General features: G+C 59.2%; 22 protein-coding genes, 1 tRNA gene and 3 pseudogenes. 11 read left to right on the top strand and 15 right to left on the bottom strand.

Features of this window, described 5'->3' with window-relative positions; genetic code table 11:
• The first annotated feature begins 290 nt into the window (after nucleotides 1-290).
• Entirely contained in the window at nucleotides 291-1067 is a 777-nt protein-coding gene (locus HJB84_RS11080; RefSeq protein WP_259671074.1) for a hypothetical protein, read from the top strand.
• Nucleotides 1068-1169: 102 nt separating this feature from the next.
• Here HJB84_RS11080 and HJB84_RS11075 read toward each other — a convergent pair whose 3' ends face one another.
• Nucleotides 1170-2660: an FAD-dependent monooxygenase gene (locus HJB84_RS11075; protein ID WP_221115940.1), complete on the bottom strand. Its 1491-nt coding sequence runs from the start codon at nucleotides 2658-2660 to the stop codon at nucleotides 1170-1172.
• Between the two features lie 117 nt (nucleotides 2661-2777).
• On the bottom strand, nucleotides 2778-3635 hold the full coding sequence (locus HJB84_RS11070; protein WP_221115939.1) for a LysR family transcriptional regulator: 858 nt from the start codon (nucleotides 3633-3635) through the stop codon (nucleotides 2778-2780).
• A 107-nt stretch (nucleotides 3636-3742) separates the two neighbouring features.
• On the opposite strand from HJB84_RS11070, the gene HJB84_RS11065 reads away from it, so the two are divergent.
• On the top strand, nucleotides 3743-4201 hold the full coding sequence (locus HJB84_RS11065) for a DUF3237 domain-containing protein (protein ID WP_221115938.1): 459 nt from the start codon (nucleotides 3743-3745) through the stop codon (nucleotides 4199-4201).
• A gap of 423 nt (nucleotides 4202-4624) precedes the next feature.
• Here HJB84_RS11065 and HJB84_RS11060 read toward each other — a convergent pair whose 3' ends face one another.
• The gene (locus tag HJB84_RS11060; RefSeq protein WP_207584146.1) at nucleotides 4625-4795 is read right to left on the bottom strand and encodes a hypothetical protein; all 171 of its coding nucleotides are present in this window, start codon (nucleotides 4793-4795) and stop codon (nucleotides 4625-4627) included.
• 90 nt (nucleotides 4796-4885) lie between these two features.
• Here HJB84_RS11060 and HJB84_RS33560 point away from each other — a divergent pair, with 90 nt between their 5' ends.
• On the top strand, nucleotides 4886-5113 hold the full coding sequence (locus HJB84_RS33560; RefSeq protein WP_259671073.1) for a hypothetical protein: 228 nt from the start codon (nucleotides 4886-4888) through the stop codon (nucleotides 5111-5113).
• 105 nt (nucleotides 5114-5218) lie between these two features.
• Here the strand turns inward: HJB84_RS33560 and HJB84_RS11055 are convergent, their stop codons facing one another.
• On the bottom strand, nucleotides 5219-5422 hold the full coding sequence (locus HJB84_RS11055) for a CsbD family protein (protein WP_207584144.1): 204 nt from the start codon (nucleotides 5420-5422) through the stop codon (nucleotides 5219-5221).
• 201 nt (nucleotides 5423-5623) lie between these two features.
• Nucleotides 5624-5699, bottom strand: a tRNA-Lys gene (locus tag HJB84_RS11050).
• A 331-nt stretch (nucleotides 5700-6030) separates the two neighbouring features.
• Here HJB84_RS11050 and HJB84_RS11045 point away from each other — a divergent pair.
• Both HJB84_RS11045 and HJB84_RS11040 read left to right on the top strand, forming a co-directional pair.
• A complete protein-coding gene (locus HJB84_RS11045) occupies nucleotides 6031-6912 on the top strand; it encodes a GyrI-like domain-containing protein (protein WP_221115937.1) in 882 nt (293 codons plus the stop codon).
• Between the two features lie 170 nt (nucleotides 6913-7082).
• The gene (locus HJB84_RS11040) at nucleotides 7083-7832 is read left to right on the top strand and encodes a cytochrome c biogenesis CcdA family protein (protein WP_207584142.1); all 750 of its coding nucleotides are present in this window, start codon (nucleotides 7083-7085) and stop codon (nucleotides 7830-7832) included.
• A 752-nt stretch (nucleotides 7833-8584) separates the two neighbouring features.
• Here the strand turns inward: HJB84_RS11040 and HJB84_RS11035 are convergent.
• Nucleotides 8585-9142 carry a hypothetical protein gene (locus tag HJB84_RS11035; RefSeq protein ID WP_221115936.1) on the bottom strand — a complete coding sequence of 186 codons (558 nt, stop codon included), beginning with the start codon at nucleotides 9140-9142 and terminating at the stop codon, nucleotides 8585-8587.
• 350 nt (nucleotides 9143-9492) lie between these two features.
• Between HJB84_RS11035 and HJB84_RS11030 the strand changes: the two are divergent.
• Nucleotides 9493-9950: pseudogene (locus HJB84_RS11030) on the top strand (IS5 family transposase); the annotation flags it as partial.
• A gap of 582 nt (nucleotides 9951-10532) precedes the next feature.
• Here HJB84_RS11030 and HJB84_RS33555 read toward each other — a convergent pair.
• Nucleotides 10533-10697: pseudogene (locus HJB84_RS33555) on the bottom strand (ISAs1 family transposase); the annotation flags it as partial.
• Nucleotides 10698-11884: 1187 nt separating this feature from the next.
• On the opposite strand from HJB84_RS33555, the gene HJB84_RS11020 reads away from it, so the two are divergent.
• Complete coding sequence (locus HJB84_RS11020; RefSeq protein WP_221115934.1) at nucleotides 11885-12304, top strand: heme-binding protein; 420 nt, start codon at nucleotides 11885-11887, stop codon at nucleotides 12302-12304.
• Between the two features lie 219 nt (nucleotides 12305-12523).
• Here the strand turns inward: HJB84_RS11020 and HJB84_RS11015 are convergent, their stop codons facing one another.
• The 6 genes from HJB84_RS11015 to HJB84_RS10990 all read right to left on the bottom strand — a co-directional run bounded on the left by HJB84_RS11015 (nucleotide 12524) and on the right by HJB84_RS10990 (nucleotide 16486).
• A complete protein-coding gene (locus HJB84_RS11015) occupies nucleotides 12524-13228 on the bottom strand; it encodes a type 1 glutamine amidotransferase domain-containing protein (RefSeq protein ID WP_221115933.1) in 705 nt (234 codons plus the stop codon).
• Between the two features lie 148 nt (nucleotides 13229-13376).
• Nucleotides 13377-13766: a tautomerase family protein gene (locus tag HJB84_RS11010; RefSeq protein WP_012763341.1), complete on the bottom strand. Its 390-nt coding sequence runs from the start codon at nucleotides 13764-13766 to the stop codon at nucleotides 13377-13379.
• Between the two features lie 311 nt (nucleotides 13767-14077).
• Complete coding sequence (locus HJB84_RS11005) at nucleotides 14078-14314, bottom strand: 4-oxalocrotonate tautomerase family protein (protein ID WP_012763342.1); 237 nt, start codon at nucleotides 14312-14314, stop codon at nucleotides 14078-14080.
• Nucleotides 14315-14350: 36 nt separating this feature from the next.
• On the bottom strand, nucleotides 14351-14983 hold the full coding sequence (locus tag HJB84_RS11000) for a DsbA family protein (RefSeq protein ID WP_221115932.1): 633 nt from the start codon (nucleotides 14981-14983) through the stop codon (nucleotides 14351-14353).
• A gap of 70 nt (nucleotides 14984-15053) precedes the next feature.
• Complete coding sequence (locus HJB84_RS10995) at nucleotides 15054-15767, bottom strand: SDR family NAD(P)-dependent oxidoreductase (RefSeq protein ID WP_221115931.1); 714 nt, start codon at nucleotides 15765-15767, stop codon at nucleotides 15054-15056.
• Nucleotides 15768-15943: 176 nt separating this feature from the next.
• Nucleotides 15944-16486: a VOC family protein gene (locus tag HJB84_RS10990; protein WP_207584041.1), complete on the bottom strand. Its 543-nt coding sequence runs from the start codon at nucleotides 16484-16486 to the stop codon at nucleotides 15944-15946.
• Between the two features lie 719 nt (nucleotides 16487-17205).
• On the opposite strand from HJB84_RS10990, the pseudogene HJB84_RS10985 reads away from it, so the two are divergent.
• Nucleotides 17206-19496, top strand: a pseudogene (locus HJB84_RS10985) (FdhF/YdeP family oxidoreductase).
• A gap of 710 nt (nucleotides 19497-20206) precedes the next feature.
• Here the strand turns inward: HJB84_RS10985 and HJB84_RS10980 are convergent.
• A complete protein-coding gene (locus tag HJB84_RS10980) occupies nucleotides 20207-23047 on the bottom strand; it encodes a winged helix-turn-helix domain-containing protein (RefSeq protein ID WP_207584040.1) in 2841 nt (946 codons plus the stop codon).
• 250 nt (nucleotides 23048-23297) lie between these two features.
• On the opposite strand from HJB84_RS10980, the gene HJB84_RS10975 reads away from it, so the two are divergent.
• The 3 genes from HJB84_RS10975 to HJB84_RS10965 all read left to right on the top strand — a co-directional run bounded on the left by HJB84_RS10975 (nucleotide 23298) and on the right by HJB84_RS10965 (nucleotide 26355).
• Nucleotides 23298-23966 (top strand): response regulator transcription factor, encoded by a 669-nt coding sequence (locus HJB84_RS10975; protein WP_221115930.1) that lies wholly within the window; start codon nucleotides 23298-23300, stop codon nucleotides 23964-23966.
• A 148-nt stretch (nucleotides 23967-24114) separates the two neighbouring features.
• On the top strand, nucleotides 24115-25152 hold the full coding sequence (locus tag HJB84_RS10970; protein ID WP_207584038.1) for an alpha/beta fold hydrolase: 1038 nt from the start codon (nucleotides 24115-24117) through the stop codon (nucleotides 25150-25152).
• A 165-nt stretch (nucleotides 25153-25317) separates the two neighbouring features.
• Nucleotides 25318-26355 carry an LLM class flavin-dependent oxidoreductase gene (locus HJB84_RS10965; RefSeq protein WP_221115929.1) on the top strand — a complete coding sequence of 346 codons (1038 nt, stop codon included), beginning with the start codon at nucleotides 25318-25320 and terminating at the stop codon, nucleotides 26353-26355.
• A 48-nt stretch (nucleotides 26356-26403) separates the two neighbouring features.
• On the opposite strand, the gene HJB84_RS10960 is transcribed toward HJB84_RS10965, so the two are convergent.
• A complete protein-coding gene (locus HJB84_RS10960; protein ID WP_207584036.1) occupies nucleotides 26404-26862 on the bottom strand; it encodes a nuclear transport factor 2 family protein in 459 nt (152 codons plus the stop codon).
• Nucleotides 26863-26907: the final 45 nt, after the last annotated feature.

Below are 26907 nucleotides of genomic sequence, written 5' to 3'. Positions count from 1 at the left end.
CAAAAGGACCGCAGCGGGCGTTGGCGACGTGTCGCGATGGGTGGGTTGAAGGCGGCGGTTCGTGAATTGCCCGCCTGAGTTCGGAACGCGGCTATTCGATCGCGACTAACTCCTCGCGACAAACAAGCAATCTCGCACGCCCTTCGAAAAACCATGGTGAAGCATCGGGGTCGCACCGGGATTCATGCCCGTTTTGTTGACGATCCACCGAATGATGTGTGGATCACCCCCCTCGACGTCCTTTACAGTCAAGCGTTTCGGCCTCCCGGAGCCGATCGTGAGCGAAATCGATGGATCGTCCTACTGCCGCAGATGACGCGACTCAATCCAGGAAGCGGGCTGCAAAATCCGATCAGCCGGATGGGTTTGCCCGCGAAGTTTCAGCCATCAAAGTTGGCGACTGCCTGCTGGGTTACAAGGCCGTGCAGCGCCGCGCGCGGGGCGGCCGCTGGAACCACTTCCGCGGCCGGATGCGCGAGATCGAGAAATTGATAAGGCATCGCCATGGCGACATCGTGCCCGAGGCGGATGACGCATTGATCTATGTCGAGGTGATCGCCAGCCTCGCCCTCGTGGAATTCAAGGAAGCGTTTGTCGACGTGGTTCTCGGCTGGGCGGGACGCTGGCTGCCTTGGGCTGGGAAAGCCGACATTGAGGACGTGATCTACGAGAGAACGAAGGTGCGGTTTTCCTCGCTGTCGGCCGACGCGCTCGGCCACGCTCTGCATTTGAGCTACTCGGAGCGCTGCGCCCTCGATATCCGCACGATCGGGGCCTTCGATGTGCCGAAAGGGAAAAGAGCAAAACTTCAAAAACAAAGGCGGCGGCAGCGGGACCGAAGCCGGAAAGAGCAGCAACGCCGTGCCGCAGGCGCGCTTCCCAGAGCCGATTATCTCGCCAATTCTTTCAGCCAAGCGCGCCCCTGGGAGGCTTTCGGCATCAGCCGCCGGACATGGGAGCGTCGCGGCAAACCGATGCCGGAGGCCGAGATGCTATCGGATTGCGTCTCGTCTCGCTTGCCGCCTAAAGCGCGTCGCGATCTTTCAGATTCGCTCCTCGCGCTTTAGGTCTTTGTTTTTACGCATGTCGTTGCGGCAAAAGCGCTTCGCGCTTTGCCTGGGAAAACCGCTGCACACTTTTGCGCGACATGCTTTAGCTTCTTGCGATTTTCAGCCTGGCGCTCCGAACCAGCTGTTCATCGCCTCGCGCAGACCATCCTGCGTCCCCTCACCGACCCACGCGACATAGCCATCGGGTCGGATCAAAATTGCAGTCGGTGCAGAGACCGCACCCAGCCCAGGCAGCTCCCACGCACCATCACAGCCGGCGTCAACCAGCTGGACGCGGTCTGACCACGGCGTGATGTCGAGACTGCCGGGCGTGCCGAGATTCACGAGCATCGGCCGCGCATTTTGGAGCAGCGTATAGACGCGCAAGGGGCCATCGAGCGTGGTGAGGTCGAGGTCAGGCATGCGGCGGCCGAGCAGCGGATGCCCGTCGCCAAGGTCGTAGTGGATGGCCAGGCCGGACATTTCGGCGGCGATCCTTTTGCGCGGCTCCTGCATGGCGAGCAGCTCCAAGACCACGTCCCGCAGGGCTTCGGTTCGGTCATCGGTCCGTTGCAAGGCGACCTGTGCCATCGTCGTCCGCAACACGCGGGCGGCCACTGGATGGCGCTCGGCGTGGTAGGTGTCGAGCAAGCTTTCCGGCGATATGCACTTCACCACCTGGGCCAGCTTCCAGCCCAGATTCACGGCATCCTGCACACCGGTATTGAGGCCCTGCCCGCCCACCGGAGAATGCACATGCGCGGCATCGCCAGCCAGGAGAACGCGGCCCTTGCGGTAGGCCGACGCCTGCCGCGACATGTCGGTGAACCTGGAAATCCAGGTCAGACCATGGATTCCGTAATCCGTTCCGCATGCGGCGATCAGGCCTTCTTTGAGATCGCCGAGCGTCGGTTCGCTCGTGGCGCTGGCATTCTTTTCCGTCACCATGACATTGATCGGACCTTCGCTGGCAAAGACGACCTTGCCGTCGCGAATTTCATATTCCTCCCGGCCGAAGGCATGCATGCCGAGCGCGGTGCGATGGACGCCAAGTGGCGGCTCCTCCTCCATCTCGGCCTCGGCGAGAATGTTGCTCGTCGTCGCATCCCATCCTGGAAATTCAATGCCGGCCATCTTGCGAACCAGACTGCGGCCGCCATCGCAGCCGACGAGATAACCTGCCCTCAACGAAGCCCCATCGGAGAGTTCGATGGTGACGCCGGTGTCGTCCTGCTGAAAGGACGTCAGTTCGCGGCCGCGATAGATCGGCACCGGCAACTCGCCGACCCATCCGGCCAGAATGCGCTCAATATGCTTCTGCCGCAGCGCCAGACCATAATTATGCCGGGTCGGAAAATCGCTGATATCCAGCCGCGTGACCGCAAATCCGGTGACCTGGGCGATCTGGCCCTCCGCCAGAAACCGCTCGACGATGCCGCGCTGGTCGAGAACCTCGAGCGTGCGCGCGCTCAGACCGCCGGCGCGCGAACCGACGATCTCCTGGTTCCGCCGGCGTTCGATGATCGCGACATCGACGCCCGCCAAGGCCAATTCGCCCGCCAGCATCAGGCCGGTCGGCCCCCCTCCGGCAATAACGACTGCATGCTCCATCGTCCGCTAACTCCTCTGTTCCGACTTCCGAGGGCGATATAGAGGCTCAATTGCTTCCGGGAAGCCAAATTGATGGCTGGCCTGCTGTCGATCTTGCCTGCCGCAGGTTGTTCCCTATCAGGCTGGCTCGTGAGCCCGCTCACAAAGCCATGCGCAGAGCTGCCTGGGCGCGAGGCGGGAGTCGCCGGTGCGCATTAACGCGAAATGCCAGGCCGGCCCGGTCAGCACATATGGGAAGGGTGCGATCAGCACTCCCTTGTCCAAAAGCGGTCGAAACATGGACGGCGACAACAGCGCCACGCCGACGCCTGCCACCGCCGCACTGGCGTCCAATTCGTGCGTGGGATAATCGACCATCGCAAACCGCAGAGCCGGCGGCGTCTCGCATTGAGCGCCCTGGAACCAGGCATGCCAATCCGGATGCGGCAAAAGCTCGAAATCCGTCAGCTCATCCGGCCCGTGCAGGGTTCTCGTTCCAAGCAGTGAGGGCGCCAGCATCGGAGTTGCCTCAACCGGAGCGAGCCGATATTCGTCAAGCCCGTCCCATCCGCCACGCCCCGTCCGTATGGCGACGTCAAATGCGCTGGGATCGCGAATATCGGCGGAGACGTCGACCTCGATCGGTGATGTTCCCACTGAGTGATAGCGGGACAGCCGCGGTGCGAGCCAGCGCGAGGCGAATGTCGGAGGCGCCGTCAGCCGGAGCGGTGGCATGGCCGCCTGGAACTCATCAAGCGCGCCGGCGATGCCATCCAATGCAGCCCGAATTCGACCCGCCAGAACAGCGGCAGCAGCCGTCGGGACAACGCGGCGCCCGGCACGCTGGAACAGCGGCTGACCAAGTTCGGTCTCCAACGACCGGATACGCAGGCTGACTGCCGCTGGGGTGAGACATAAACGCTCGGCCGCACGGGCAAAGCTGCCGGCAGAAACGCACGCTTCCAGAATTCGCAAGGACTCCAACGGCGGCCGCATGATCTCTTCGCTTTTGATGAGTTTTTCTTGTGATGCTCACAAGCAAAGCGCGTTTTGGGGACAGAGCGCTTGTAGCTAGGGTTGAAGTCAACAATAGGCGATCTGACATGACCCTGCAATCTCGGCCCTTATTCAGACTTTTCATGACACTTCATCCGGCCCTGGAGCTCGGCCAGACGCCGGCCGGAGGCCGCCGCATATTTTCCGTTTCCGGTGGATATTTTGAGGGCGAGCGCCTGAAAGGCGAAGTGTCGCCGCTGATCGGCTCCGATCTGCTGCTTGCGCGTGCAGACGGCACGTTTCAGCAGGATGCCAGGCTCCTGCTCGTCGCCGATGACGGCGATCTGATCTTGATGACCTATCGCGGCATCAGGCGCTCCACCTCGGCCGTTGACGAGCGTCTGGCACGCGGCGAAGCGGTCGACGCCTCCGAATACTATCTGCGGACAACTCCCTATTTCGAGACGGCCGCGCCACGGCATGCGTGGCTCAACCAAATCGTCGCGGTTGCGCAGGGCGGACGGTGTCCGGGCGGCGTTGAGTATGACGTATTTGAAATTCTCTAAAGCGCGTCGCGATCTTTCAGATTCGCTCCTCGCGCTTTAGGTCTTTGTTTTTACGCATGTCGTTGGCAAAAGCGCTTCGCGCTTTGCCTGGGAAAACCGCTGCACACTTTTGCGCGACATGCTTTAGATGCGCCATCGGCGTTGGGTAACATAATGCCGCAACGGCTTCGCTCAGCAGAGGCTGATTCCGTGTCGCAGGTTGTTCTCCCTATAAATAAAGATCCCTACTGGTTGGAACGACTTGCGACAGGAATTTCTGCCTTGCTTTCCAAAGCGATGTTGCTTGCCGCTTGCGGCTTTCTTGCCGTGGAACCCGGGCGCTTCAACACGACCTGACCGGGTGGGAAGCCGATGTGGCAAGTGCTTTCCCGGGTCACCGTTTCTTCTCGAAGGGTGATCAATAAATAGTTGGTGTGATGTGCTTTACTGCGGAGCCGTGGCTTTTTGCGGAATCGTCTCAGCCGCTGGTCGCTCAGACGGATCGGCGGGATGGCCATAGATTGTGTAGGCGGCGCCGGCCAGAACGCCCAGGACGAGAAGAGCGAGTAGGTACAACATCATTCCGCGGATCGCCGTTTTCGGTGTCTTGTCCATGGGATCTCCAAGATTGCTCAGCAGTCTTTCACGGAACGAACAGGTCCGAATCCGGTTTACCCAAAATCCCTGTTACTAGCGGAGGCCACCATGTGGGCAATCCTGATCGGTGCCGCTCTCATAATCGGCGGCTTTGTTTTTCTGTTTTCGTCGGCGCTTGGTCGAAGACCGAGCGATCCGCATCACATGCCGCAAGGCGGCAGCACGCTGGAACCACGGCGCGAAGGCCTCAGGTTCCTCGGGATATCCCAGAACTGGCCAGCTCTGGCCGTTATCGCCGTCGGAGCACTTCTCCTGGCTTTTGGGAGATATTCATGAACATCCGACCGACTTGATCGCTCCAAAGGAACCTCACGGAGCTGGTTGCACCTCAGATCCTTCGACGGCAAAAACCCGGCTTTCACCGGGCTTTTGTTGAGGTAATTACCAAGTCTGGCGGCCATACCAATCATCGACATCGTTTCTGATACGGTCCTTTTCGATGCCGTAGCGCTCCTGGATCTTGCCTTCCAGCTGATCCCGCTTGCCGGCGATCTGGTCGAGATCGTCGTCAGTGAGTTTGCCCCACTGCTCCTTGATTTTGCCCTTCGCCTGCTTCCAATTTCCTTCGACACGATTCCAATCCATGATCTATTTCTCCTATATGTTGGTGAGAAGAAAACGGACCGCAGTGGAAGTTGGTTCCTGTGACGAAGCTGATTTTTGAACCGTCGCGTGATTCTGCGTTTGGCTGTGATTGCCTTCCAGACCATACGTGCATGTGCGCGACAGCAGCGACGCCTTTGACTGCTGATCTCAGCTAGCGGCAGTCATATTGAAGATTAGAAATGGTGAGAGCGTCGGGGTTCGAACCCGAGACCTACTGATTAAAAGTCAGTTGCTCTACCAGCTGAGCTACGCTCTCCCGCTCCGCGGGTGTGAAGCACCCCGGCTGGAAGTGGGCGGAACATAGGCAGGCGACCCATTGCGGTCAACCGAAAAATTCGGCTTTTTCCGGCAGTCGGCACATTTCTTGCGCGAGCAATGCACATCTTGCGGGGCCAAGGGCCAAGGTAAATATCTTGCGGGGGCAAGGCACATATCCAGGCTGCAGCCTCAAAGGCGCGCGGCGGCGGATGCGAGCATCATCTCCAAAATCCTTGGCAAGGTTCTGCGACCCATGACAAAACCGCAAGATCGGTCGAGCGCGTCATGTCGGCATGCGCTTATCTCATGCTGCCACGGAGGACGGAACGATGAAGGCGGCGCTTCAAAACTACCATGACCGGATGCAGCGGGTGCTTGACTACATAGATCGGCATCTGGACGACGATCTGGACCTGGAAACGGTGAGCGGTGTTGCGGCGTTCTCGAAGTTTCATTTCCACCGGCAGTTCACGGCGACCTTCGGTCTATCCGTGTATCGTTATATCCAGCTTGCCCGGATGAAGCGCGCTTCGCACCGGCTGGCCTACAGGGATGCCCAAAGTGTCACCGATATAGCGATGGATGCCGGTTACGATGCACCTGATGCCTTCGCCCGCGCCTTTCGGCAACGGTTCGGGCAATCGCCTTCGTCGTTCCGGAAATCTCCCGACTGGGAGCCGTGGCTTGCGGCCTTCGGGCCCCTCGACAACGCAAGGAGCAAGCGCATGCAGAAGACTTTTACCACTGACGACGTGACGATTCGCAATGTGCCTCCGACATCGGTGGCGATTATCGAGCATCGGGGCGACCCGGCGACGCTCGGCGCCACCATCCAGCGGTTCATCGCCTGGCGCCAGGCCGCCGGCCTGCACCCCAAGACAAATCCGACCTTCAATGTCTGGCGGTCCGAGCGGCGCCCTGCCTCGCCTGCCGATTACAGCGTGGACCTCTGTGTCGGGACCGACCAACCGATCGAGCCGAACGGCGCGCAGGTCAAGGCCGGCGAAATCCCCGGCGGACGTTGCGCGGTGCTGCGCATCGTCGGCAACACCGACAATCTGGAGCCCGCCGCGCTCTATCTTTATCGCGACTGGCTTCCGGTGAGCGGCGAGGAAGCACGCGACTTCCCGATCTATTGCCAGCGGCTGAGCTTCTTTCCGGAGGTGGCGGAGCATGAGGCGGTCGCGGAACTGTTTTTGCCGCTGAAATAGCATTCTATGGCCGCGGCCTGTCGCTCCCGATCGCTGGGAAATCTACGGGCCATTATCCGCCCATTCTCCGTCTCTACCGGTTCGAGGCTAAGCAAAGCGCAAAAAGGTGATTGGCAATCCCGGCCTCGCAAAGCTAGGAACATCATGCAGATTGCAGCCGGAGAGAATGTGTGTCGATTGCCGATATTTCCCTGTGGAGCGCGCTGATTGCCGGGGCGCTTTCCTTTCTTTCGCCCTGCGTGCTTCCCCTCGTCCCACCCTATCTCTGCTATATGGCCGGCATTTCGGTCGAGCAGTTCCGTGGCGGCGGTGCGGTTGCCGTCGCGCCCGATGTCCGGCGCGGCGTGTTGTTCTCCGCCCTGCTGTTCACGCTCGGCTTTGCCACGGTCTTCGTGGCGCTCGGCGCCGGCGCCTCCGGCATCGGCATGGCGCTTCGCCAGCATCTCGACCTGTTATCGAAGCTCGGCGGGCTGATTATCATCGTCATGGGGCTGAATTTCCTCGGCCTCTTCCGCATCGGGGTCCTTGCCCGCGAGGCGCGTTTCCAAGGCGGCGGCAAGCCGGCGACGCTGACGGGGGCCTATGTCATGGGCCTTGCCTTCGCCTTCGGCTGGACGCCTTGCATCGGCCCTGTGCTCGGCGCGATCCTCGGTGTCGCCGCCTCGCGCGAGACGGTCGGCTCCGGCGCCGGGCTGCTTGCCGTCTATTCCCTCGGCCTGGCAATCCCCTTCTGGATCGCCGCCGGATTTTCCGGCGCCTTCATGCGCTTCCTGTCGCGCTTCCGCCGGCATCTCGGCACGGTGGAAAAGGTGATGGGTGTCTTCCTGGTGCTGACCGGCCTTGCCTTCCTGTTCGGATGGGTCAGCGACGTGGCCATCTGGTTTCAGCAGACCTTCCCGATTCTGATGCAGATCGGCTAGGCGTCCAGTTGCCGATTTTCTCGGCTATGGCAGCAGGTGCGTGGGCTCCTCAGAAATAGCGCGGCGCCCACAATTCGGTGCAAATTGCTCTCTTAAAAAAGTCAGAGGTCAGCGGGGGCGTTTAATTGCGTCGTTTGTACGGACGTGCATATTCGTTCTCGCATTTGCCGACTTCCTGCTCCGGAATGTCCAAATTCGTCTCGTAATCCCGGCCAATGTCCATATCTGTCTCTCAAGCCAGATCCAATCACCAGTCTTCTGGCGTCCGCGATCTTCGATCTAGCGTTGGCTAGATTGAGTCGACGAAGTCCCTGAGCTGCCATCGGCTCCGCCTAAGGAGCCGATGAGGAAAGGGACACGAGCTTCAACGACTTCTAGTCGAAAGGCGGTCGTACCAGCAGAGGCTACGCGAGTGCGTAGCAGCCTGCTTCCCCCCAAATTCTGCAAACTACCGACGCGATCGCTCTCACCGTTTCCTCGACGAAGCGCTCAAACTGGCGCAGGGAACCGATGTTCGCAGGCAGGACGTAAGGAGCCTCGACCCGCCTGCCTGCCTGCGTCACCGACATCTGGGCCGCATCGAGCAACCGATGCAGGTAGACGCCGTCTGCAAAGGTTGGCGCCGAGTTGCTACCGGACAGAATGTCTCGTGCCACCGCCGCGTGCTGATTTCCCAACTCCGTCACGCTGGACGGCTGATCTGGAAGTCCCAGAATGCGATCGTAATCCGGGTGTCAATCGGCGTCCAAAATTCACCCCTTATCGGCATCCAATTTTTGCACGCCGAAACACAAATTGGCTCTTATCCTGAGCACAACGTTCGCGATTGAAGCGACACACGCTGCTGCAACACCGAACGCGATGACGGGCGTAGCCGGGTAGACCACGAAATAGGCGCTAGGAAACTGACCCATGCCGGAGTAGTTGAAATATCCTGAAACTGCGATGACAGCGCAGAATGTGAGCCAGCCGCAGAAGAGGTATCTGACAAACACCGACCGGTCCATTGTCGCGGCGATCATGCCAAGGATGACCGTTCCTACGATCGCGGCAACGAGCATATCGAGCCAAGGCTCCGGGTAGACAATGACGGCGGGTATCTTATGGCAGGTCGATGGGTCGAATTGCATGAACTTCGAATAAGGAGCGCATTGGGTTCCAGCAGGCGTGTAATTTGCACGTCCGTAAGCGTAAGACACTAACATTGCGACCGCCGCCAAGCCTGTCGATTGCAACAGTATCAGCCGTTCTCCGATCTTGGAGAGATACTGCCCAGCTTTATCCATAAATGTTGCCGCAAGTTGTTTCACGACAAGCCGATTTCCGCCGGCGTTTGCGCCGTGCCCCGCCAGCGCGCACCATTCTCGTAGGCACCGTTTACGAGCAGGTTGTGGTGAGCGTGGCCGTATCCTTGAATATTGGACGTGACGAAACGCATCGGATGGGACGGCCATCGAGCCCGAAGCAGCCTAATTCACCTCACGACCCCGATCCGCCGTCAGCACAACACTGGCGGCGGATTTGCTTTGCGCGGCGCCGATCAGTGAGCTGCGCCTGTGCTTACCTCGAGGATATCCAGTGCTTCGTCGCACACCCTGAACTCGATGCGCGCTTCTGTTTGGGCGCCATCCAACGTGTCCATGCGCATCACGTACTTTTGGAAAGCGGTGGTATCCGAGGCTTTGATGCTGGCAAGAGGATCAAGGGTCGCAAGCGCCACATCATCGTCGATACACTCGGGCTGATGGTCGGCCTCATGGTGCACAGTGCCGATATTCAGGATCGCGACGGCGCTCCCGATCTCCTGAAATCCATCAGGAACCGATGGCCATGGCTGCTTCATGTCTTCGCCGATGGCGGCCATGCGGGCGACAAGCTGAAAAAGCGGCTGAGAAAATCGGGAAATGGACACTCGAAATCATCAAACGTTCCGACAAGGCCAAGGGTTTTGAAATCCTGCCGCGCCGCTGGGTCGTCGAGCGGACCTTCGCATGGCTTGGTCGATGCCGCAGGTTGGCCAAGGACTTCGAAAAAACCGTCGCATCAGCAGAAGCGTGGATCACGATCGCCCACATCCGCATGCTCACAAGACGCCTCGCAAGATATCGATATCGTTGACCCCTTTTGGAATCCGACTCTTAGTGGCTCCGGAGTGAAAGCACCGACCACGCTTTCTTCCGCCTGTCCTCGCTGCGACGCCAAAAGTCTGGGAACCAGATCTGCAACGTTCAGCTACAGAAAGGCGCTGGACTTTCCCATGCACATTGCAAGCTGGCGCACCGCCGAAGAATATCTAGAGGTCTCAAACAGTGCGCAACCGTGAACAATTTCACTACGGGTGATGCGGCAGGTCAAAGGTTCTTCTCGAAACAACCTCCGTGATCCTCACCATCGGGAAACTTGTTCACCAGGTCGAGCCTCAATCGGTTCTGGGCATTCTGACACGCCTTCGCGGTGTTGAACTCCTGAACAATCGTGACGGTCGGCGTAGGCGACGTGCCTACGTAGAAAACAAAAATGAGTATGTGCGGCATTGGCGTTCTCCCCGATCTTTCCTAATTTCGCAAAACCAGCTTCAACGGTCTGCGATTTTCGTGACGTACAGCGCAGCCACAACCGGCAGGCCGCAATAATCGAAATAGGAAGCCACGCGTCGTCCCCACATATCCTGCCCGCCTGTCGCGCACAGCAGTATGTCACGCGGGCATGGCTGCGGTGCGACGTCTTGCCATCGATGGCGATGACCTCGGGATCGCTGTCCCTGAGCGCCTCCACCCACGCGGTGAAACAGGCTTTGAACACGTCCGCGTCGAGCGCATTGATCACGTCATTGAGGGTGTCATGGGACGGAAGACCGCGCTCAAAGTGACGAACCCACATTAAAGAGAATCCACCAAGTTGTTGATTCGCAACGGTTCACCCACCTCTATAGAGAAGCCGCATCTCTCACACGACGCTGATACCCATACCGGGCTGCGCGGAAAGGAGCCGCGCCATGTTGCCCTGGATCTCCTTCAATTCCCTATCGCCTCCGAAATCATAGAACGTATAAGCCTGCAAATGGTCCGTGCCCAGGTTACCGATGAGATGAAGCGATATCCCCCGCATCTGATCGCAGACGTCGCCGCCCTGCCTGCACTCGACGAACGCGCGGGGACATTGGTCTGCATGGGTAAAGGCCGCTTCATCGCATGCATGGCACGAGATCCGATCCGAAATGGCTTTCCAGTTCCTCGCGGCGCCAGACGGTGGTTGTTCCATTGTAGCTAAGAGTGACGGGCGCGATCCCCGCGTCCGTCAAAGATCGGAACATTTCAGGCATCATCCGCTTTCGCTTCTCAGGTAGATACCGCGCGGTCCAGAGATTGCTCGGCTCGAACTTTTCTTGGAATGCAGCGATAGATTGAGGCGTGAATGGCGGCAGCAGAAGGCCAGCCTTTGCAACTGCTGAGAAGCCCCGTCTCTTGGAGTCGCGTTCGATAGCTGGCCTCCAGCTTCGAAAGCGGTACGCGGAGGATTTCCGGACTTTCCGTGACTTCGGAGAGAACCGAACGCACCTCGTCCAAGTTCTCGACATACACCGTCTCGAGTATCGAGGTGCAGGGCGAGGCTTCACGGCACCGGCTCCCCTCAGCACTTGGGCATCAGCTCGTTCCGGCCGACGCCGCCTTGCTCCTAAAGCCCTTCGCGACGAACTTCCAGGAACTGTCGTCCGCACCCGTGATGGCGATCTCTGCTGCGGCTTCGCGTCATCGTCTGCTCCCAAATCCTTCCATGCGACGACCCTTGGCCGACCGTTGCGGCTTGTGACGAGCCGCGCCTGATATCCGTTCGCGACATCACTGATTTGCACCGCAGCATCGCGAAAGCTGGAGATGATCGCGCTCAAGGGGATTGGCAGCCGCACGATCTGTATCACGATGCCGACCTCTTACCGCCTGCGGGCGCGGCATACTTTGGTCTCTGCGATACCAAGGTTCGGTAACGGCCCGGTCGGCTCCGCCACAAGCTTTCTCATTCAACGCCACTTAACCTGACTAAGGAACCGTACAATGGACTTGCTTGCTCTTGCAAAGGACATCTCCGATCGCGTGGAGGCGGAAGCGTTCACCGCTAAGGTGCCGGTAACTGTCACCGTCATCGACGTTCACGGGAATCCGGTACTGCAGCATAGGATAAATGGCGCACTTGCCTTCTCGATGTTGATCTCCCACCGCAAGGCTTACACCGCCGCACTCACACAGCAACGAACATCCGACCTGTTTGATCTCGTACAGCCTGGAAAAGAGCTATTCCATTTGATGTCGCAAGACAGCTTCTGCGCCATGGGAGGAGGCGCGCCCCTTGTCTACGAGGGCGTGGTCGTCGGTGGCGTCGGAATAAGCGGCGGGACCGTCGCCCAGGACATTGGTATCCTCGAGGCGGCGCTTCGGCCACGAAAGAGCGACGTCTCTGCGCGCCCAGCAGGGTGAAGACGATTCAGATGCTCGGCCAGCCCATTCCACAGCGCGTCCAAACCCGTGCGCTGGCTATCAACAGGCGCAACGGAAGAGGCCTCGCATTTCTCGAAACGAAAGCCGCCATCTTCTCGGGAACCTGAAATTGGCTGTTCGGCTTGATCCTCCACGAGTACAAAAAGAGGCCGCAGATGCACGATCTACCGGCCTCTTTTTCGCTTGCCGTTGATCGTTCTAGGCGACGACGGCGGCGCCAGCTTTCAAACTGGTGAGAAGCTTGATGAGCGCCTGCGCTCCCGCGGTGGAAGATGCCGGGTTCTGCCCGGTGATCAATCTGCCGTCGGTGATAGCGAAGCTCTCCCAGTTCGCCTTCTTCTCATAGAGACCGCCGAGACGTTTGAGCTCGTCCTCAACGAGGAAAGGAACGACCTTCGTCAGTTGCACTTCCTCCTCCTCGCCATTGGTAAAACCCGTCACCCGCTTTCCCTTGACGATCGGAGCGCCTTTATGGGTGACGCGGTGAAGCACGGCCGGCGCGTGGCAGACTGCCGCCACCGGCTTGCCGGAGTTGTAAAAGGACTCGATCAGCTTGATGGACTCCGGATTGTCCACGAGATCCCACATGGGACCATGGCCACCGGGATAAAAGACGGCGTCGAAATCTTCGGAACGGGCTTCGCTTAGTTTCTTGGTGCTCGCAAAAACCTTCCGCGCGGCCTCGTCGGCCTTGAACCGCGTCATGGCGGGCGTCTGATTTTCCGGCAGATCGCTCTTCGGGTCGATCGGAGGTTGACCGCCTTTGGGGGACACGAGTGTCAAGTCGACGCCTGCATCGCGGAAGACGTAATACGGTGCGGCGCCCTCCTCCAGCCAAAAACCAGTCTTGCGCCCTGTGCTTCCGAGGGTGTCGTGCGAGGTGAATACCATAAGGATCTTCATGCCTAAGCTCCTTCCACTTTTCTGAATTTGCAGCCGATCGGCTGCACGACTGGGAGCATGTCTTGGATCAGCCGGATTTGCATGTGCACGTTAGTATCGCCGATACCTTGGTATTGGTGGACCTACCAGACCGAGAGGTGTGTGCCTATCAGAGCTCGCCCGTCAGGAACTGCGCGCTGCCCATGCCGAACGACCAGTCCTCGTCCGAGTTGATATGCAGAGAGACCATCACGTCAGATGGCGCCACGTCGCAGCGAGCCTGGAGCGCACGCGTGAGGCTTGAATAGAAGGCCACCTTGGCATCTCGAGACCTCGGGCGGCTGGTTATTTCGAGCAGTAGGAACTTCTCGGTCCGGGTGATGTCGAGCCCAGTGTCAAGCGCGCGAATATTCGACGCCTCGTGCTCTTGAAGGATCTGGTATCTGTCTCTCCGCGGAACGCCGAAAGTCTCCACGACGACGTCGTGAATGGTATCAAGCAGCACGTCGACCTCCTGTGGCGAACGACCTTTCAGGATATGGATTTTGACGAGGGGCATTGGTGTCTCCAAAATTGCCGAAAACAGTGTCGCTGAGAACTGTCCTCCTGCTAGGTGGCCAAGGCTATTGCACGATGGCATTTCCGACGCCTCGACGGCACGGAGAAGCGATAGCGGTTCCTTGCCGCAGCACCAGGCACGCCGACTGGCTGGGATGAACCCACTTCGCTCACAGCATGCTCCGCATCCTGTTTGCCGAGCTGAGAGCTTCGGCTCCTTGCGTTCAGTTGGATCCGGCCGGCGGCGAAAAACGCACACGCCGCCGGTGATCACCGGCGGCGTGCATATTCTTCCTCTGGAATACCGTGAGGTCAGGCTTTGCCTTCAGCCTTCTTCTTCCGGTATTGGACGGTTGGAAGGCCGCCCCAGCCCCAGTTGTCCAAGTCGACTTCCTCGATCACCACGTAAGTCGACTCCAGCGGCTTGTTGAGGACGTCGAGCATGACCTGGCTGACGCCCGCGATGATTGCGGCTTTCTCCTCGGGAGTTACCGACGCGCGGTCTGGGGTCGTGCCTTCACGGGTTACTTGCACGGTGACTATGGGCATTTGCTATTCTCCTTGTTCGATGACTTCGTCGATCTGCTAGGCGGCCATTGCAGCGAGGTGCTTCTCAAGTTCGTCGACATCCGCATACCCAGCGCCGACCTTGCCGAGAGTTCCAGCCTTGTTCAAGAACAAGGTCGGGAAGCTTGAAACACCCATTGCTCGCACCGTCGCGAAGTCCGTTGCGGCTTCTTCGATCGTGCTACGCTTATTCCATTCTGCCAGGAATTCCTCCGAGCTGACGGGATGACCGAGTTCGGCGAGTGCGCGAGATCCGGTCTCAGCCAGTACGGCGCCGTCCGTGGTGTCGAGCGCGTCGACGTAGAAGGCATGCTGGAATGCCCGGAAGACGCTCAGAAGATCGGCTTCCGGCCTGAGGATGCGGGCGGTCACCACTGCGCGGCACACGGGTTCCGTGTCATAGACAAAGCCTTTTCTGGCGAGAAGGCCTTCCCGGTTGAACGGCACGCCGCTGGCTTCCTCGACCATGCCCCAGTGGTGCAGTCTGAACTGCTTGCCCGCGTCGTCGAGAACGTCGGTCGCGCCCGCGCGCAGTCCACCGAGAATGATCTTCAAGGATAGGTCCGGACGTCGCTCAAGCAGCAGTCCCATTTGCTTGCCGAATCCATAGCACCAAGAGCACATCGGATCGGCGGCTAGTACAAGTTCCATTGTCTTTCCTTTCACTCGCTTGTCGGGCGCGCGGCATATCCACGCCACGTGCCCGCTTCCTGGTCGAGGCCTACCAGCGGCCGGCGTTCTGGCCACCGTCGACGTGTAGGATCTCTCCAGTGACGAAGCTTGCGCTCTCGAGGTAGATCACGGCCTCGACGATGTCTTCTATCTCGCCCATGTGGCCGACCGGATGGAGAGCGGAGAGGAACTCGTGGGTCTCGGGAGCGTGCATCGGGGTCTTGATGATGCCAGGAGACACGGCGTTCACCCGGACGCCCGTCTTGGCGAACTCGATGGCCAGTTCCTTCGTGACGGCGTTCAGACCGCCCTTGGTGAGCGAAGCGAGAGCCGTGGGGACGCTCGACACCGGCTGGTTTACGAGGCTCGTGGTGATGCTGACGATGTGGCCGGAGCCCTGCTTGAGCATCTCCCTCGCCGCCCGCTGCGTGATGTGGAAGAAGCCCGAAACGTTCACGCCGAAGTTCAAGTCGTAGTCTTCCTGAGTGAAGTCGACGAAAGGCTTTGCAGTGAACACGCCCGCGTTGTTGACCAACGTGTCAATCCGGCCGAAGCGTTGAATCGCCTCGCGGACGACGCGCTCTGCGGTCTCGGAATTGGAGATGTCGCCCGCCACGGCATGTACGCCGTCATCAGAACCCTGTTTGATCGAACGCGATGTGGCGACCACGCGATAGTTCCGCTCGCGATAGGCGCGGACCAGACCTTCGCCGATGCCCTGCGATGCACCGGTGATGATGGCGACCTTCTGCTGATTGCTCATGATATTACATCCTTTCAATTGCAGCGGTCCTTGTGTGGGCCGCCCTACGCCCTCGGCGTCGGTGCTACTGATTTAGATGCTCTCGCTCATCGGGAGAATTGCTAGGCAGCGGCAGTCACTGAACCGTTTTTCGGCATAATCGTTAGCGCGCTCGTCGGCGGTCGTGGACCAGTTCGCTATCCCCACACCGCCTTAGTTAGCTCCTTAGTAAATGCGGTATCTCCCTTGCGCCCCGGCAGGCGGGTCGTGATCTCCTGAACAGTCCACTCGTTTCCATCCGGGTCATGAAAAATGAAATACGATGCGTAGCTTTTCCGCTCCGGATTCAGTCCAGCCGTGATGCCCACGCCGTTGGAATGATGAAAAATCCCGCCAACGTCATGGAATGGTTCGCTCGTTTCGACGCCTCGGGATGCGAGATCGGCACTTGCTACCGGTAGATCCGAAACAACCAGGTGCAATCCCCGCGATGAACCAGCCGGGGCCGTGGTTATGTTCTGCCCGAACATCACGGAGCATCCAGATCCAGGCGGAGTGAACTGCACGATACGGTAGTCGTCGCCTTGAAAATCAATATCGAAACGCCATCCGAGTGCCGCGTAAAAACGTTTGCTTCGCTCGACGTCGGAGACGGCGATCACCGCAAGCTCGAGCGTCATCGCAACACCCGAGATGGTCTGCGGGGCTTCCTTGCTGGATGGTCTCAGTTCGCTATCCATATCAGTGCTCCTTTGAAATGATCGCCGACGGATCCTTAAGGTGGCGACGTGGCCCAAGCTTATAAACTCGCACCACGCCCGCCATTGCACTTAGGTCCGCCGCGTACCGTAGCACCGTCGAGCGGACGAAATCATCATAAGCCTCCGTCGCGTTAGGCGCCCAAGGCTGCGGCGAAACCCATCGGTCATTCCAGAACAGGCGAGTCAAATGGCAAATACGACAACAGTAGCCGAACCTTCCGAGCCCCCGCTCAGCACCGCAGGAGAACTGCACGAACGAGGCGGGCACCTCGACCTTGCGATAGAGGCCCTTCGTACCAAGGTCAGAAACAGAGAAGCCACGGGCTGGTTTGCTTACAAGCACGAAAAAGCACACGGGCCAGAGCGGCCCGCTTCCTAAGGCTGTTCGAGCATACACGAACGTGGCCGTGGCCAGCGAACGCCCAATACCAAAGTGCACTTATGGGGACTGCGCGGACCGGTTAGCTTTACTCATCGCCCACCCCTCCTGGGCGATAAGCTCTCAAGAGCACTGCGCTCCAGCACTCCTCCCCTCTGCCGGAGCGCGCGGATCCGCCAAGGTCCGCCAAGGCCGTCTCCACCCGCCCGGAGACGGCCTTTTTTTGAAGTCACACTTCCTTAGCAGGCGTCGCGCACGTTCACGGGGATCTGGCGATCAATATCTATCCGACCATGCCACCAGCGAAGAAGGAACTATCATGAAGAGCAAACGTCCGGACGGAATCAAACGTTACGACCACCCGGCCGGCGGCTGGGACGCGCTTAAGGCCGTTGCGAAGACGCTTGCCCATCAACAGATTGTCGCGCAAGGCAGCAAAACTCTTCTCAAGGCCAACCAGCCGGAGGGATTCGACTGCCCAGGTTGTGCATGGCCCGACCCCAAGCACACGTCGTCGTTCGAATTCTGCGAAAACGGCGCCAAGGCGATTACGTGGGAGTCCACCGCGAAGCGGACCGACGCCGAGTTCTTCAAGCAGCATAGCGTGTCCGAGCTCTGGACGTGGACGGATCATGAGCTCGAAGACGCCGGCCGCCTGACTCTGCCGTTGCTGTACGACCCAGGCACCGACCACTTCGAACCGATCGCGTGGGACGCGGCATTCGCGCTGATCGCAGTCGAGTTGAACAAGCTCGACGATCCGGACCAGGCCGAGTTCTACACCTCCGGCCGTGCCTCGAACGAAGCAGCGTTCCTTTATCAGCTATTCGTCCGCGCCTATGGCACCAACAATTTCCCCGATTGTTCAAACATGTGTCACGAGGCCACCAGCGTGGGGCTTCCGAAATCCAACGGCGTTGGCAAGGGAACCGTCACGCTCGAAGACTTCGATCATGCGGACGCGATCTTCAGCTTTGGGCACAATCCGGGCACGAACCATCCGCGCATGATGTCGACATTGCATGAGGCGGCGCGCCGAGGCGTTCCAATCATCGTCTTCAACCCCCTGAAGGAGCGCGCGCTTGAGCGGTTCGCCGCACCTCAAGATCCGGTCGAGATGGTCACCATGTCCTCAACGCCGATCGCTTCGGCCTACCATCAACTCCGTGTCGGCGGGGATCTGGCCGTTTTGAAAGGGATAATGAAGGCGGTGCTCGAACGAGACGTATCAAGTCTCGCCGCGGGCGGCGCCGGCATACTTGATCGGCCCTTCATCGATCAACACACCTCAGGATTCGACATCCTATGTGCGGATATCGATGCTACCACTTGGCAAGAGATAGTCGCTGTCAGTGGCCTAACCCGGCAGGCCATCGAGAGCGCAGCCGACGTTTACGCGAATGCGAGGAACTAATTGTCTGTTATGGCATGGGCATCACACAGCACGCCAAGGGCACGTACAACGTCCAGCAAATCGCGAACCTCCTGATGCTGCGAGGAAACATTGGTCGAGAGGGTGCGGGAATCGCGCCCATCCGAGGCCACTCCAATGTGCAAGGAGATCGGACGGTGGGAATAACGGAAATCCCCAACAAAGCGCTTCTCGATGGCATGGAACGCGCCTTTGGTTTTCGCCCGCCGAGCGACAAAGGTCACAACGCCATCGAGGCCGTGGAGGCCGCCATCGATGGCCGAGCGAAGGCGCTGATCTGTCTTGGCGGGAACCTCGCGGTCGCGATGTCCGATTCCGGGGCCACATTTTCGGGCATGCGGAGCCTTGATCTGGCCGTCCATATCGCAACGAAGCTCAGCCGATCCCATCTGCTGACGGCGAAAACCACTCTCGTTCTGCCATGTCTCGGACGGACGGACCGCGATATCCAGGCATCCGGCCGCCCAGCGGTCACTGTCGAGGATTCGATGTCCATGGTTCACGCTTCGCGAGGGTTTCTTCACCCACCTGGCGAACTTGTCCGATCCGAGCCGGCGATCATCGGAGGGATCGCAAGAGCTACGCTTGGTGACCGATATGGCATAGACTGGGAGGGTATGGTAGCGGACTACGATCGCATCCGCGACAAGATCGAGGAGGTGTTTCCCGACTTCCACGAATTCAATACTCGTGTGCGCAAACCGGGCGGCTTTAGACTTGACGTCGCTGCTTCATTTCGCCGGTGGAACACGCCTGAGCGAAAGGCGAAGTTTCTCCCGTCTCCCGGTCTCTCCGAGGATACGCCCGCCGAGAGTGAAGGCGTCTTGATGCTGACGACTATTCGAAGTCACGATCAATATAACACCACCATCTACGGATTGGACGATCGTTATCGCGGCGTATTCGGTCGGCGCGACGTGATTTTTATGAATGCGGAAGATCTCGCGGGTCGAGGCCTTAAGGACGGCGATCGCATCGAGGTCCGAGGGCTCATTGGCGAGGTCGACGACAAGCATCTCGTTAGCGGTTTCACGGCGGTAGCCTACGACATTCCGAAGGGTTCCATCGCGGGCTACTATCCAGAGATGAACGTCATCATCTCGCTCCGACACTTCGATCGCCAGTCCGGTACGCCGTCCTACAAGGGAGTGCCAGTCAGGGTGAAACTCGCAGATTGACAAACACCGAGACGGCTAGAGGCGTAAGTTTGTCATGCAGGTCTGCCTCAAGACCCGCGAACCACGCTGATCGCGAGTAGGTGCCTGAGCCTCTCTTGCTCGGTCACTCCGTTCTGGTACCACCAAAGAAGGCCCCTCGCCGCATCCTCGGCTTCGGCGCTTTGTCTATCGTACTGTCGGTTCTCGCAATGCTCCTTGAGCAGACCACGCATCATGGACACGTGCTCCGAGCTTAGCACTGCCCCGCACATGCTGTAATGCAGCTTCATCATATCGGCGCCCTTGATGCTGTAGGTTATACGGGATTCGACGGATTGCAGCCGGCCCACACTGGTGAGCACATAGAGAGCGATTTTTCCCCGCCTAAACGGGATTCGCCGGACTGGGCAGGTACCCAGACGCGGATCGGAGCCGCTGGCCGCTGTATCGACACCAGGGCGCCAACCAGAGCTGCCATTGCAAATAATATTGCGACGCCTGGGAAGATACTGCCCGACGGCTTGTGGTTCCTGTGAGACATAGTGTTCTCCTGACACCCGCCGACAAACGGCCTGGCTAGGAGCCCAGTATGGCAACCAGCAGAGAGGGAAGCTGTTGCACATAGGTATTGCCAATACTTTCGTATTCCCAGGCTTCGTCAACGAGCGGGCAACAACGTGGCCGTGCAGTTTCGAAGCCGCGTCGAAGCATCAGTCAAAGATCTACGAAGCTCATTGCTTCGCGCCGAGCAACCTCTTCGCCTGCAAAAGTCGAGGGGTAGACAGTCCTTCGCGGAACCGCTCGTAGACGGGACGAAGGATTTCTTGTGCCGCTCGAAGATCACCGCGGCTGGCCAGATATTCCGCGTAGCTCATGCCCGCTGTAAGTTCCCAATACAAACCGCCTTGAGCGGATGCTCTTAGGCCAGCCTCCCGAAAGAGGTCTACGGCTAAGCTCTCATTCGCACCTTGTGCTGCGATGATCTCGCCTTTCTTTCGTAGAAGTTCGGGCATTATCCAGCGGTAGCTTTTTTCCACTGAAAATTTCTGTGCTCTGTCGATCTCCAAGAGCGCCTCGTCCAGACGTCCGGCCGCCTGCAACGCGGCTGCGAGTTCACACATGAAAAACGGATAGAACAGTAGATACGAGGATTCTTGCATGTCTCGAATGCCGGCTTGAAGAGCGTCGATCCCCTCCGCGGGCGAGCCTGAACGCGACGCCAGGCTGCCTCGGACGCATATGCCAACTGCGTAGAACGGTTTCAGACCATGCTGCAGTGCATGCGCAGTGAGTTCTTCGCCCCAGTGTCGTGCTCGCGCTTCGTTGTCCAGACTGAGTGACACGAAGGCGGACGCCCAGGCCAACGCGACGCAAAATACGAATGGTTGCTTGGTTGCACGGGCTTCATCGACTGAGTCTTCGGCTGCTTGAGAAGCCACCTCCAATCGACCCAACGAGATCAAGTTGACGGTGTCATGAGCCATTGAGGACGTCCGAATGTCCGCCCCGAGCCTGAGCATATCCGTACGACGATTGTTGGGCGGCGAATTCCTCGCCGCCCAATCAAGTCGGTCATGAGCTTCCACGTGGTGAGCCTGATAGGTCTGCGGGATGCCCGACAGCCAAGCTGCCGTGGCGCGTGACCTTGCATCGCCTCCGCCAGCGCCTCTCCCGTATTCCTGCGCGTAAACAAGCGCATCATCCAACTCCACCGATCGAGCGCTAAAAAGCCAGAGGGCGCAAGTAACGCGTTGCCGGTAGTCCTGGTCATCCAACGTTTCAGCGAGTGTTAGGGCGCGTGCGAGCACCGCTCTACCTTGCTCGCTCATACCCTGCGTATAAATCATCGCGAAGCCCAGGGCGCACTGTAGGACCAGTTCCGTACGTCCCCCCTCCTCTCCTTCGAGGCAGGAGAGCGCCTTTTTAGCCCATTCGCCTGACTCGGACACGAGCGAGGTCGCGGTCCAGAAATCGGAGGCAATTGCGGCGAGGCCTGCTCCGAGCTTTCCATCGCCCTCTGGAGAAAGCGCCCAAGTCAAAGCGGCTCGGAGATTATCGATCTCTCGGCGATACGGCCCCAGACCATCGATTGCCAACTGCAGCGAGTCTTCACTCGAAAATGGCTGAAATAACGAACGGAAGAAGGCCGTGGTCCGCCTCATCGTCATTCGATAGTCGGTGCCCCCTCCAAGCTTTTCCCGCGAATAGACCCTCACCGTCTCCAGAAGACGCCACCGCGGGGCTGCCTCCGTTCCGTCGAAGGTCACCAACGATTTCGTGACGAGGTTCGAGAGCCCTAGTGCGGTCTCTTCCTCGTCCTCCCCGCTGGCGGCCATCGCTGCCTCCAAGGTAAACCCTCCGGGATATACGGAGAGACTATGCAGAAGGCGACGCTCTCCTTCGGGCAATAGTTCATAGCTCCAATCGAGCGCGGCCCGAAGCGTGCGGTGTCGAGGCAAGGCAGTACGGCGTCCGCCGGTCAGAAGAACGAAACGGTCATCCAATCGGCCGGCGATCTGTTGAAGCCCCAACGTGGCAGCACGGGCGGCGGCGAACTCTATGGCCAGGGGAATTCCATCCAGATGCCGGCAAATACCCGCGATAATCGAGACCCTGTCCCCGCTCGTCGTAAAGTCGGACTGCAACGCCCTCGTTCGGGCGACAAACAACTGAACCGCACTGTGCGTTAACGCATCACCAACCTTTTCGTTCGCGGGCACATCAAGCGGGGGAACACGATATGTAAACTCCCCCTCGATCCTGAGAAGTTCCCGACTCGTTGCGAGAACCGAAACGTTCGGGCAGGCGCGCAGCATCGCCTCGACCATCTCGGCAGCGGCATCGACAACATGTTCGCAGTTGTCGATTAGAAGCAACATTTTCCGGTTACCAATTGCCCGCGCAACGAGCTCGGCAGAGACGTCGTCGCCTTGAAGGCGCAGATCGAGAGCCTGTGCAAGTGTAGTGGGAACAAGATTTGGATCCGAGAGGGAAACCAGCTCCACAAAGAATGCATCCCCATCGATCGTCGGCTGCAGGCGGCGGGCGACTTCGGACGCGAGTACGGTTTTCCCGATCCCACCGGGTCCCGTCAGGGTTACAATTCGATAGGCCGACATGAGCGTCACGATATGAGAAATTGCAGCCTGACGGCCGATGAGCTCGGACGCCGCCGAGGGGATGTTAGTAACAAAATCCTCTCGTTCGCTCGACCGCACGAGCGTGGCGAGCGTCGGATCGGCAAACCGCTTTTCGGGTTCCGTCCACTCGCCGAGTAGTCGATATCCGCGACCGGACACGGTACGCAGCAAGTCTCGGTCCTTTCCAAGCGCACGCCTTATTGCAGAGATATGAACCTGGAGGGTGTTGTCCTCGACGACCATTCCAGGCCAGACGCGCTTCATCAGCTCGTCTTTCGTGACGATCCTACCCGAAGAAACTGCAAGTGTTTCGAGGATTTCGAACGCGCGACTGCCGAGCGGTACCGGAGCGCCCATCGCACGCAGCTCTCGCTTTTCGAGATCAAGCTCCCATCCGGAGTGCTCGAAGAGGCCTATCTCAATCTGTCCCAAAGCGACCCGAATCTATCTGGTTCAACCGCATCGATAAAATCACAGAGGGGCAGATTGCGCCAAGGGCACTTCAACAACTGGTAAGGGAATACTTCAGCTTTTTTCAGGATCTCTCACACCACTTAAGTCGCGAACGCATGCGTGCTGGTTTAAAAATCGCGGAGCACCTTCATTACGAGGCAGCGTGAAGCATTCATAACAATCTCCCAGCCGCAGCACGTCGCGTGCACGATCGATGAGGACGAATGGCATGTTCCCCACAAAAAAACCGACTGATCTCTCGACAATGGCGACAACACTCTGCAGCGATGCTTTGGTCGCCGTATTGGATAACGGCACCGAACTCGATCCCAATTTGCATCTACATATTTCGGGCATGGGCCGGCAACTACAACGGTTCACCTCAGCGCACGACTTGCTCAGCGGTGCCCAATCTGGATGCTTCAACTGCATCCTTGTTGACGCAAGCATGGCCGATCTGCCGGTTTCAGATCTAGCGCGATTGATTTGTTCTTACGCCGTGCACTGCCCAATCATCGTCGTCACCCCTAGCGGCAGTCCGGCCACGTCTGTTGCCACAACCAGATTCCGGGTGACCTTCCTCCCCAAGCAGGATGATCCCGCCGTAATTGCGGAGGAGGTAAACGCATCTATTCGTGCGTTCAACGAGGCGAACCGTTTGGAAGCCTATTTTCTCACGCTGACACCGCGAGAACGGCAAGTCATGAAGTTCGTGGTGGAAGGCTTGCTGAACAAGCAGGTGGCCTTCAAGTTGAACATTAGCGAGATCACCGTCAAAGCTCATCGTGGCCGGCTCATGAGAAAGATGAACGCCAGAACACTTCCTGACCTGTTGTATATGGCCGCAAGGCTCGGCCCTGCGTCAGGCTCCGTCGCGAACGAACTTTCGGCGTTCTGAGGCGCCGCAGCGCCTCCATGTTTAAGCACGAGCCGTAGCTGACCCGACACCATTGGACAGTAGCGCATTTCTGCCATCTGTCTGAAATGGACTCGCAAGGGCCTGTCGTGCGGCAGGCATTCTACAAGCGATCTTTGGAGACACAGCCATGAGCAACTCAAACAACGCGACCTGGACACGCCGCTCCTTTGGCGGAGTGGCACTCGGGCTGACGGCCGCAGGAATCCTCGCAGGGCGCGTCGAAGGTGCCGAGCAAAGCAAAAGGCCGGTACGGCACAAGGGTATGGGCCTGGTTGCCGACAAGCGTATCGACGCCGGAGACCTGAATGTCGGATACGCCGAGCTCGGTCCTGAAGACGGCTCGCCCGTTATGCTGTTCCACGGCTGGCCCTACGACATCAACGCCTTCGCCGAGGTGGCGCCTTTGCTCGCGGAGCGTGGTCATCGTGTGATCGTGCCGCATCTGCGCGGATACGGCAGCACCAGGTTCCTGTCCGATGACACTATGCGGAACGGCCAACAGTCGGCGCTTGCTGTCGACGCCATCAAGCTGATGGACGCCTTGAAGATTGAAAAGGCGACGGTCGCCGGGTTCGACTGGGGTGCGCGGACCGCCGACATCGTCGCAGCGCTCTGGCCAGAACGATGCAGGGGTCTAGTATCCGTCAGCGGCTATCTCATAGGGAACCAAGCTGCTGGAAAGGCGCCTCTGCCCCCAGCCGCGGAGGTTCAGTGGTGGTATCAGTTCTACTTCGCCACGGACCGCGGTCGCGACGGCTATGAAAAATATACGAACGACTTCGCCAAGCTGATCTGGCGTCTCGCCTCGCCGCAGTGGAAGTTCGACGACACGACCTTCGATCGGAGTGCAGAAGCATTTACCAATCCCGATCACGTCTCGATCGTCGTTCATAACTACCGCTGGCGGCTGGGCCTGACGGAAGGTGAAAAACGGTTCGACGAATTCGAGACCAGGCTTGCGGCCGGTCCCGAGATCCATGTGCCGACGATCACGATGGAGGGCGACGCCAACGGAGCGCCTCATCCGGATCCCAACGCCTACGCCACAAAGTTCAAGGCGAAATACGAACACCGTCTCGCCGCGGGCGGGATCGGCCACAATTTGCCGCAGGAGGCGCCCGAGGCGTTCGCCAAGGCGGTAAGAGATGTCGATTCCTGGGCGTGAGCAACCGGGGTCCCGACGCGCTCAATTATCGAAAAAATCGATGATCTCCATCCGAAAAATCACACTGGCGAGGCATCGCCTAGTCGTTGAGATGGGAAGCGCTTCCGCCGGGCAGGCGTCAGAACGCCGTGGCTCCGGGTGCGAGCTCCTTGAAAGGATTCAACTTTGGAAATCGGTATCGATAGTTTTGCGATGCTCCTGCCCGACCCTGACACGGGTCGCCTGCAGTCGGCCGTCGATCGCATGGAGAGCGTACTTTGCGAGGTGGAGCTGGCGGACCAGGTCGGTCTGGACGTCTTCGGAATGGGCGAACACCACAGGGAAAACGCGCTTGATTCCGCGCCCGCCGTGATACTTGCCGCAGCGGCGGCGCGCACCAAGTCGATAAGGCTGACGAGCGCCGTCGCCGTCCTTAGCGCCTCCGATCCCGTCCGGCTTTTCCAGGAGTTCGCAACGCTGGACCTGATATCCCGCGGACGAGCGGAGATCGTGGTCGGTCGTGGCTCTTCCGTGGAGGCATATCCCCTGTTCGGCTTCGACCTGAGGGACTACGATGCGCTGTTTGCGGAAAAGCTGGACCTACTGCTCAAGATCAGGGAGCAGCCCAACATTAAGTGGCAGGGCCGGTTTCGTCCTGCGATGAATGGCGAGGGTGTCTTCCCTCGTCCGCATCAGCCCAAATTGCCAATCTGGCTTGGCGTTGGCGGCACGCCCGAATCCTTCGTCCGCGCAGGCTCTCTCGGCCTCCCGCTGATGGTGGCCATCATCGGAGGGAGCTTCGAGCGCTTTCTGCCCCTTGTCGAGCTCTATCGTCGAGCATGGCTCGTCGCCGGGCATCCCGCTGAAAACCAGCGGATAGGCGTCCACGCTCTTGGCTTTGTCGGAGAGACCGACGAGGCCGCAAAGAAAGCGTTTTTCCCCGGCTGGTTCCAAATGTTCACGGACGCCGGAAGAGAGCGCGGCTGGCCGCCGCCGACGCAGGCTCAGTTCGAGCGTATGTGCGGGCCGGTTGGCGCATTCCTCGTCGGCAGCCCGCAGACGGTGGCTGCCAAGATATCCCATGTTAACAGAACGTTGGGAGGAATTGCTCGAATCACTTTTCAGATGAGCACCGCCGCGCTCGACGCGGAAGCGATGCGTCGTTCGATCGAGCTGCTGGGAACCGACGTCGCGCCTTTGGTGCGGGAACAGCTTCGCGACTAGCGGGTGCGCGTCGCGCGGAGCGCCGACGTTTGCCGGCGCCCCATCTCTTCAGCCGAAGATCAGTTTCTGATAGGCAGCCAGCATCTGCGGATCCTCGACGGACCCATGATGGTGAAGCTGTCGCCAACCGCCGTCCTTGCGTACAAACCACCGGGTCGTCCGGAAGGCGACATCAAGCGTCTCTGTCGCCGTCTGACATACTCCGCGTTCGCGGCCGACGAACAGATGCCACTCGTCGCCGCCCTGACTCGTGAAGTCGTGGAAGGTCACCTGGACCTTCGTTTTTCCCTTGAAGAGCTTTGAATACCCGTCGGCGATCTGGTCCCAACCGCGGCGGATGCCGCCGATCGGATTGTCCATGCTGGGATCCGAGCCGCCGAGCCAGACCTGTTCCAGCCCTTTGAGATCGCCAGCGTTGAAGGCTCGATAGAATCGTATCAAAGCATCCAAGGCGCTTCCATCGTCCTGCGCCGTCTCGCCGCCGTTAACTGTGAGATGCCGGTCCATTGATTTTCTCCGTACTTCCTCAAAGGTGGCTGACGCACTTGGAAA

The sequence above is a fragment of the Rhizobium sp. NZLR1b genome, from assembly GCF_019685155.1.
Classification (GTDB): domain Bacteria; phylum Pseudomonadota; class Alphaproteobacteria; order Rhizobiales; family Rhizobiaceae; genus Rhizobium.
Note: the sequence above shows the minus strand (reverse complement) of the source record. Positions and strands in the feature narration are given on the sequence as shown.

Bases quoted from the DNA above. Each gene is read 5' to 3' on its own strand.
- HJB84_RS11080 (WP_259671074.1), top strand. From the start codon at position 291: ATGGATCGTCCTACTGCCGCAGATGACGCGACTCAATCCAGGAAGCGG.
- HJB84_RS11075 (WP_221115940.1), bottom strand. From the start codon at position 2,660: ATGGAGCATGCAGTCGTTATTGCCGGAGGGGGGCCGACCGGCCTGATG.
- HJB84_RS11070 (WP_221115939.1), bottom strand. From the start codon at position 3,635: ATGCGGCCGCCGTTGGAGTCCTTGCGAATTCTGGAAGCGTGCGTTTCT.
- HJB84_RS11065 (WP_221115938.1), top strand. From the start codon at position 3,743: ATGACCCTGCAATCTCGGCCCTTATTCAGACTTTTCATGACACTTCAT.
- HJB84_RS11060 (WP_207584146.1), bottom strand. From the start codon at position 4,795: ATGGACAAGACACCGAAAACGGCGATCCGCGGAATGATGTTGTACCTA.
- HJB84_RS33560 (WP_259671073.1), top strand. From the start codon at position 4,886: ATGTGGGCAATCCTGATCGGTGCCGCTCTCATAATCGGCGGCTTTGTT.
- HJB84_RS11055 (WP_207584144.1), bottom strand. From the start codon at position 5,422: ATGGATTGGAATCGTGTCGAAGGAAATTGGAAGCAGGCGAAGGGCAAA.
- HJB84_RS11045 (WP_221115937.1), top strand. From the start codon at position 6,031: ATGAAGGCGGCGCTTCAAAACTACCATGACCGGATGCAGCGGGTGCTT.
- HJB84_RS11020 (WP_221115934.1), top strand. From the start codon at position 11,885: ATGGACTTGCTTGCTCTTGCAAAGGACATCTCCGATCGCGTGGAGGCG.
- HJB84_RS11015 (WP_221115933.1), bottom strand. From the start codon at position 13,228: ATGAAGATCCTTATGGTATTCACCTCGCACGACACCCTCGGAAGCACA.
- HJB84_RS11010 (WP_012763341.1), bottom strand. From the start codon at position 13,766: ATGCCCCTCGTCAAAATCCATATCCTGAAAGGTCGTTCGCCACAGGAG.
- HJB84_RS11005 (WP_012763342.1), bottom strand. From the start codon at position 14,314: ATGCCCATAGTCACCGTGCAAGTAACCCGTGAAGGCACGACCCCAGAC.
- HJB84_RS11000 (WP_221115932.1), bottom strand. From the start codon at position 14,983: ATGGAACTTGTACTAGCCGCCGATCCGATGTGCTCTTGGTGCTATGGA.
- HJB84_RS10995 (WP_221115931.1), bottom strand. From the start codon at position 15,767: ATGAGCAATCAGCAGAAGGTCGCCATCATCACCGGTGCATCGCAGGGC.
- HJB84_RS10990 (WP_207584041.1), bottom strand. From the start codon at position 16,486: ATGGATAGCGAACTGAGACCATCCAGCAAGGAAGCCCCGCAGACCATC.
- HJB84_RS10975 (WP_221115930.1), top strand. From the start codon at position 23,298: ATGTTCCCCACAAAAAAACCGACTGATCTCTCGACAATGGCGACAACA.
- HJB84_RS10970 (WP_207584038.1), top strand. From the start codon at position 24,115: ATGAGCAACTCAAACAACGCGACCTGGACACGCCGCTCCTTTGGCGGA.
- HJB84_RS10960 (WP_207584036.1), bottom strand. From the start codon at position 26,862: ATGGACCGGCATCTCACAGTTAACGGCGGCGAGACGGCGCAGGACGAT.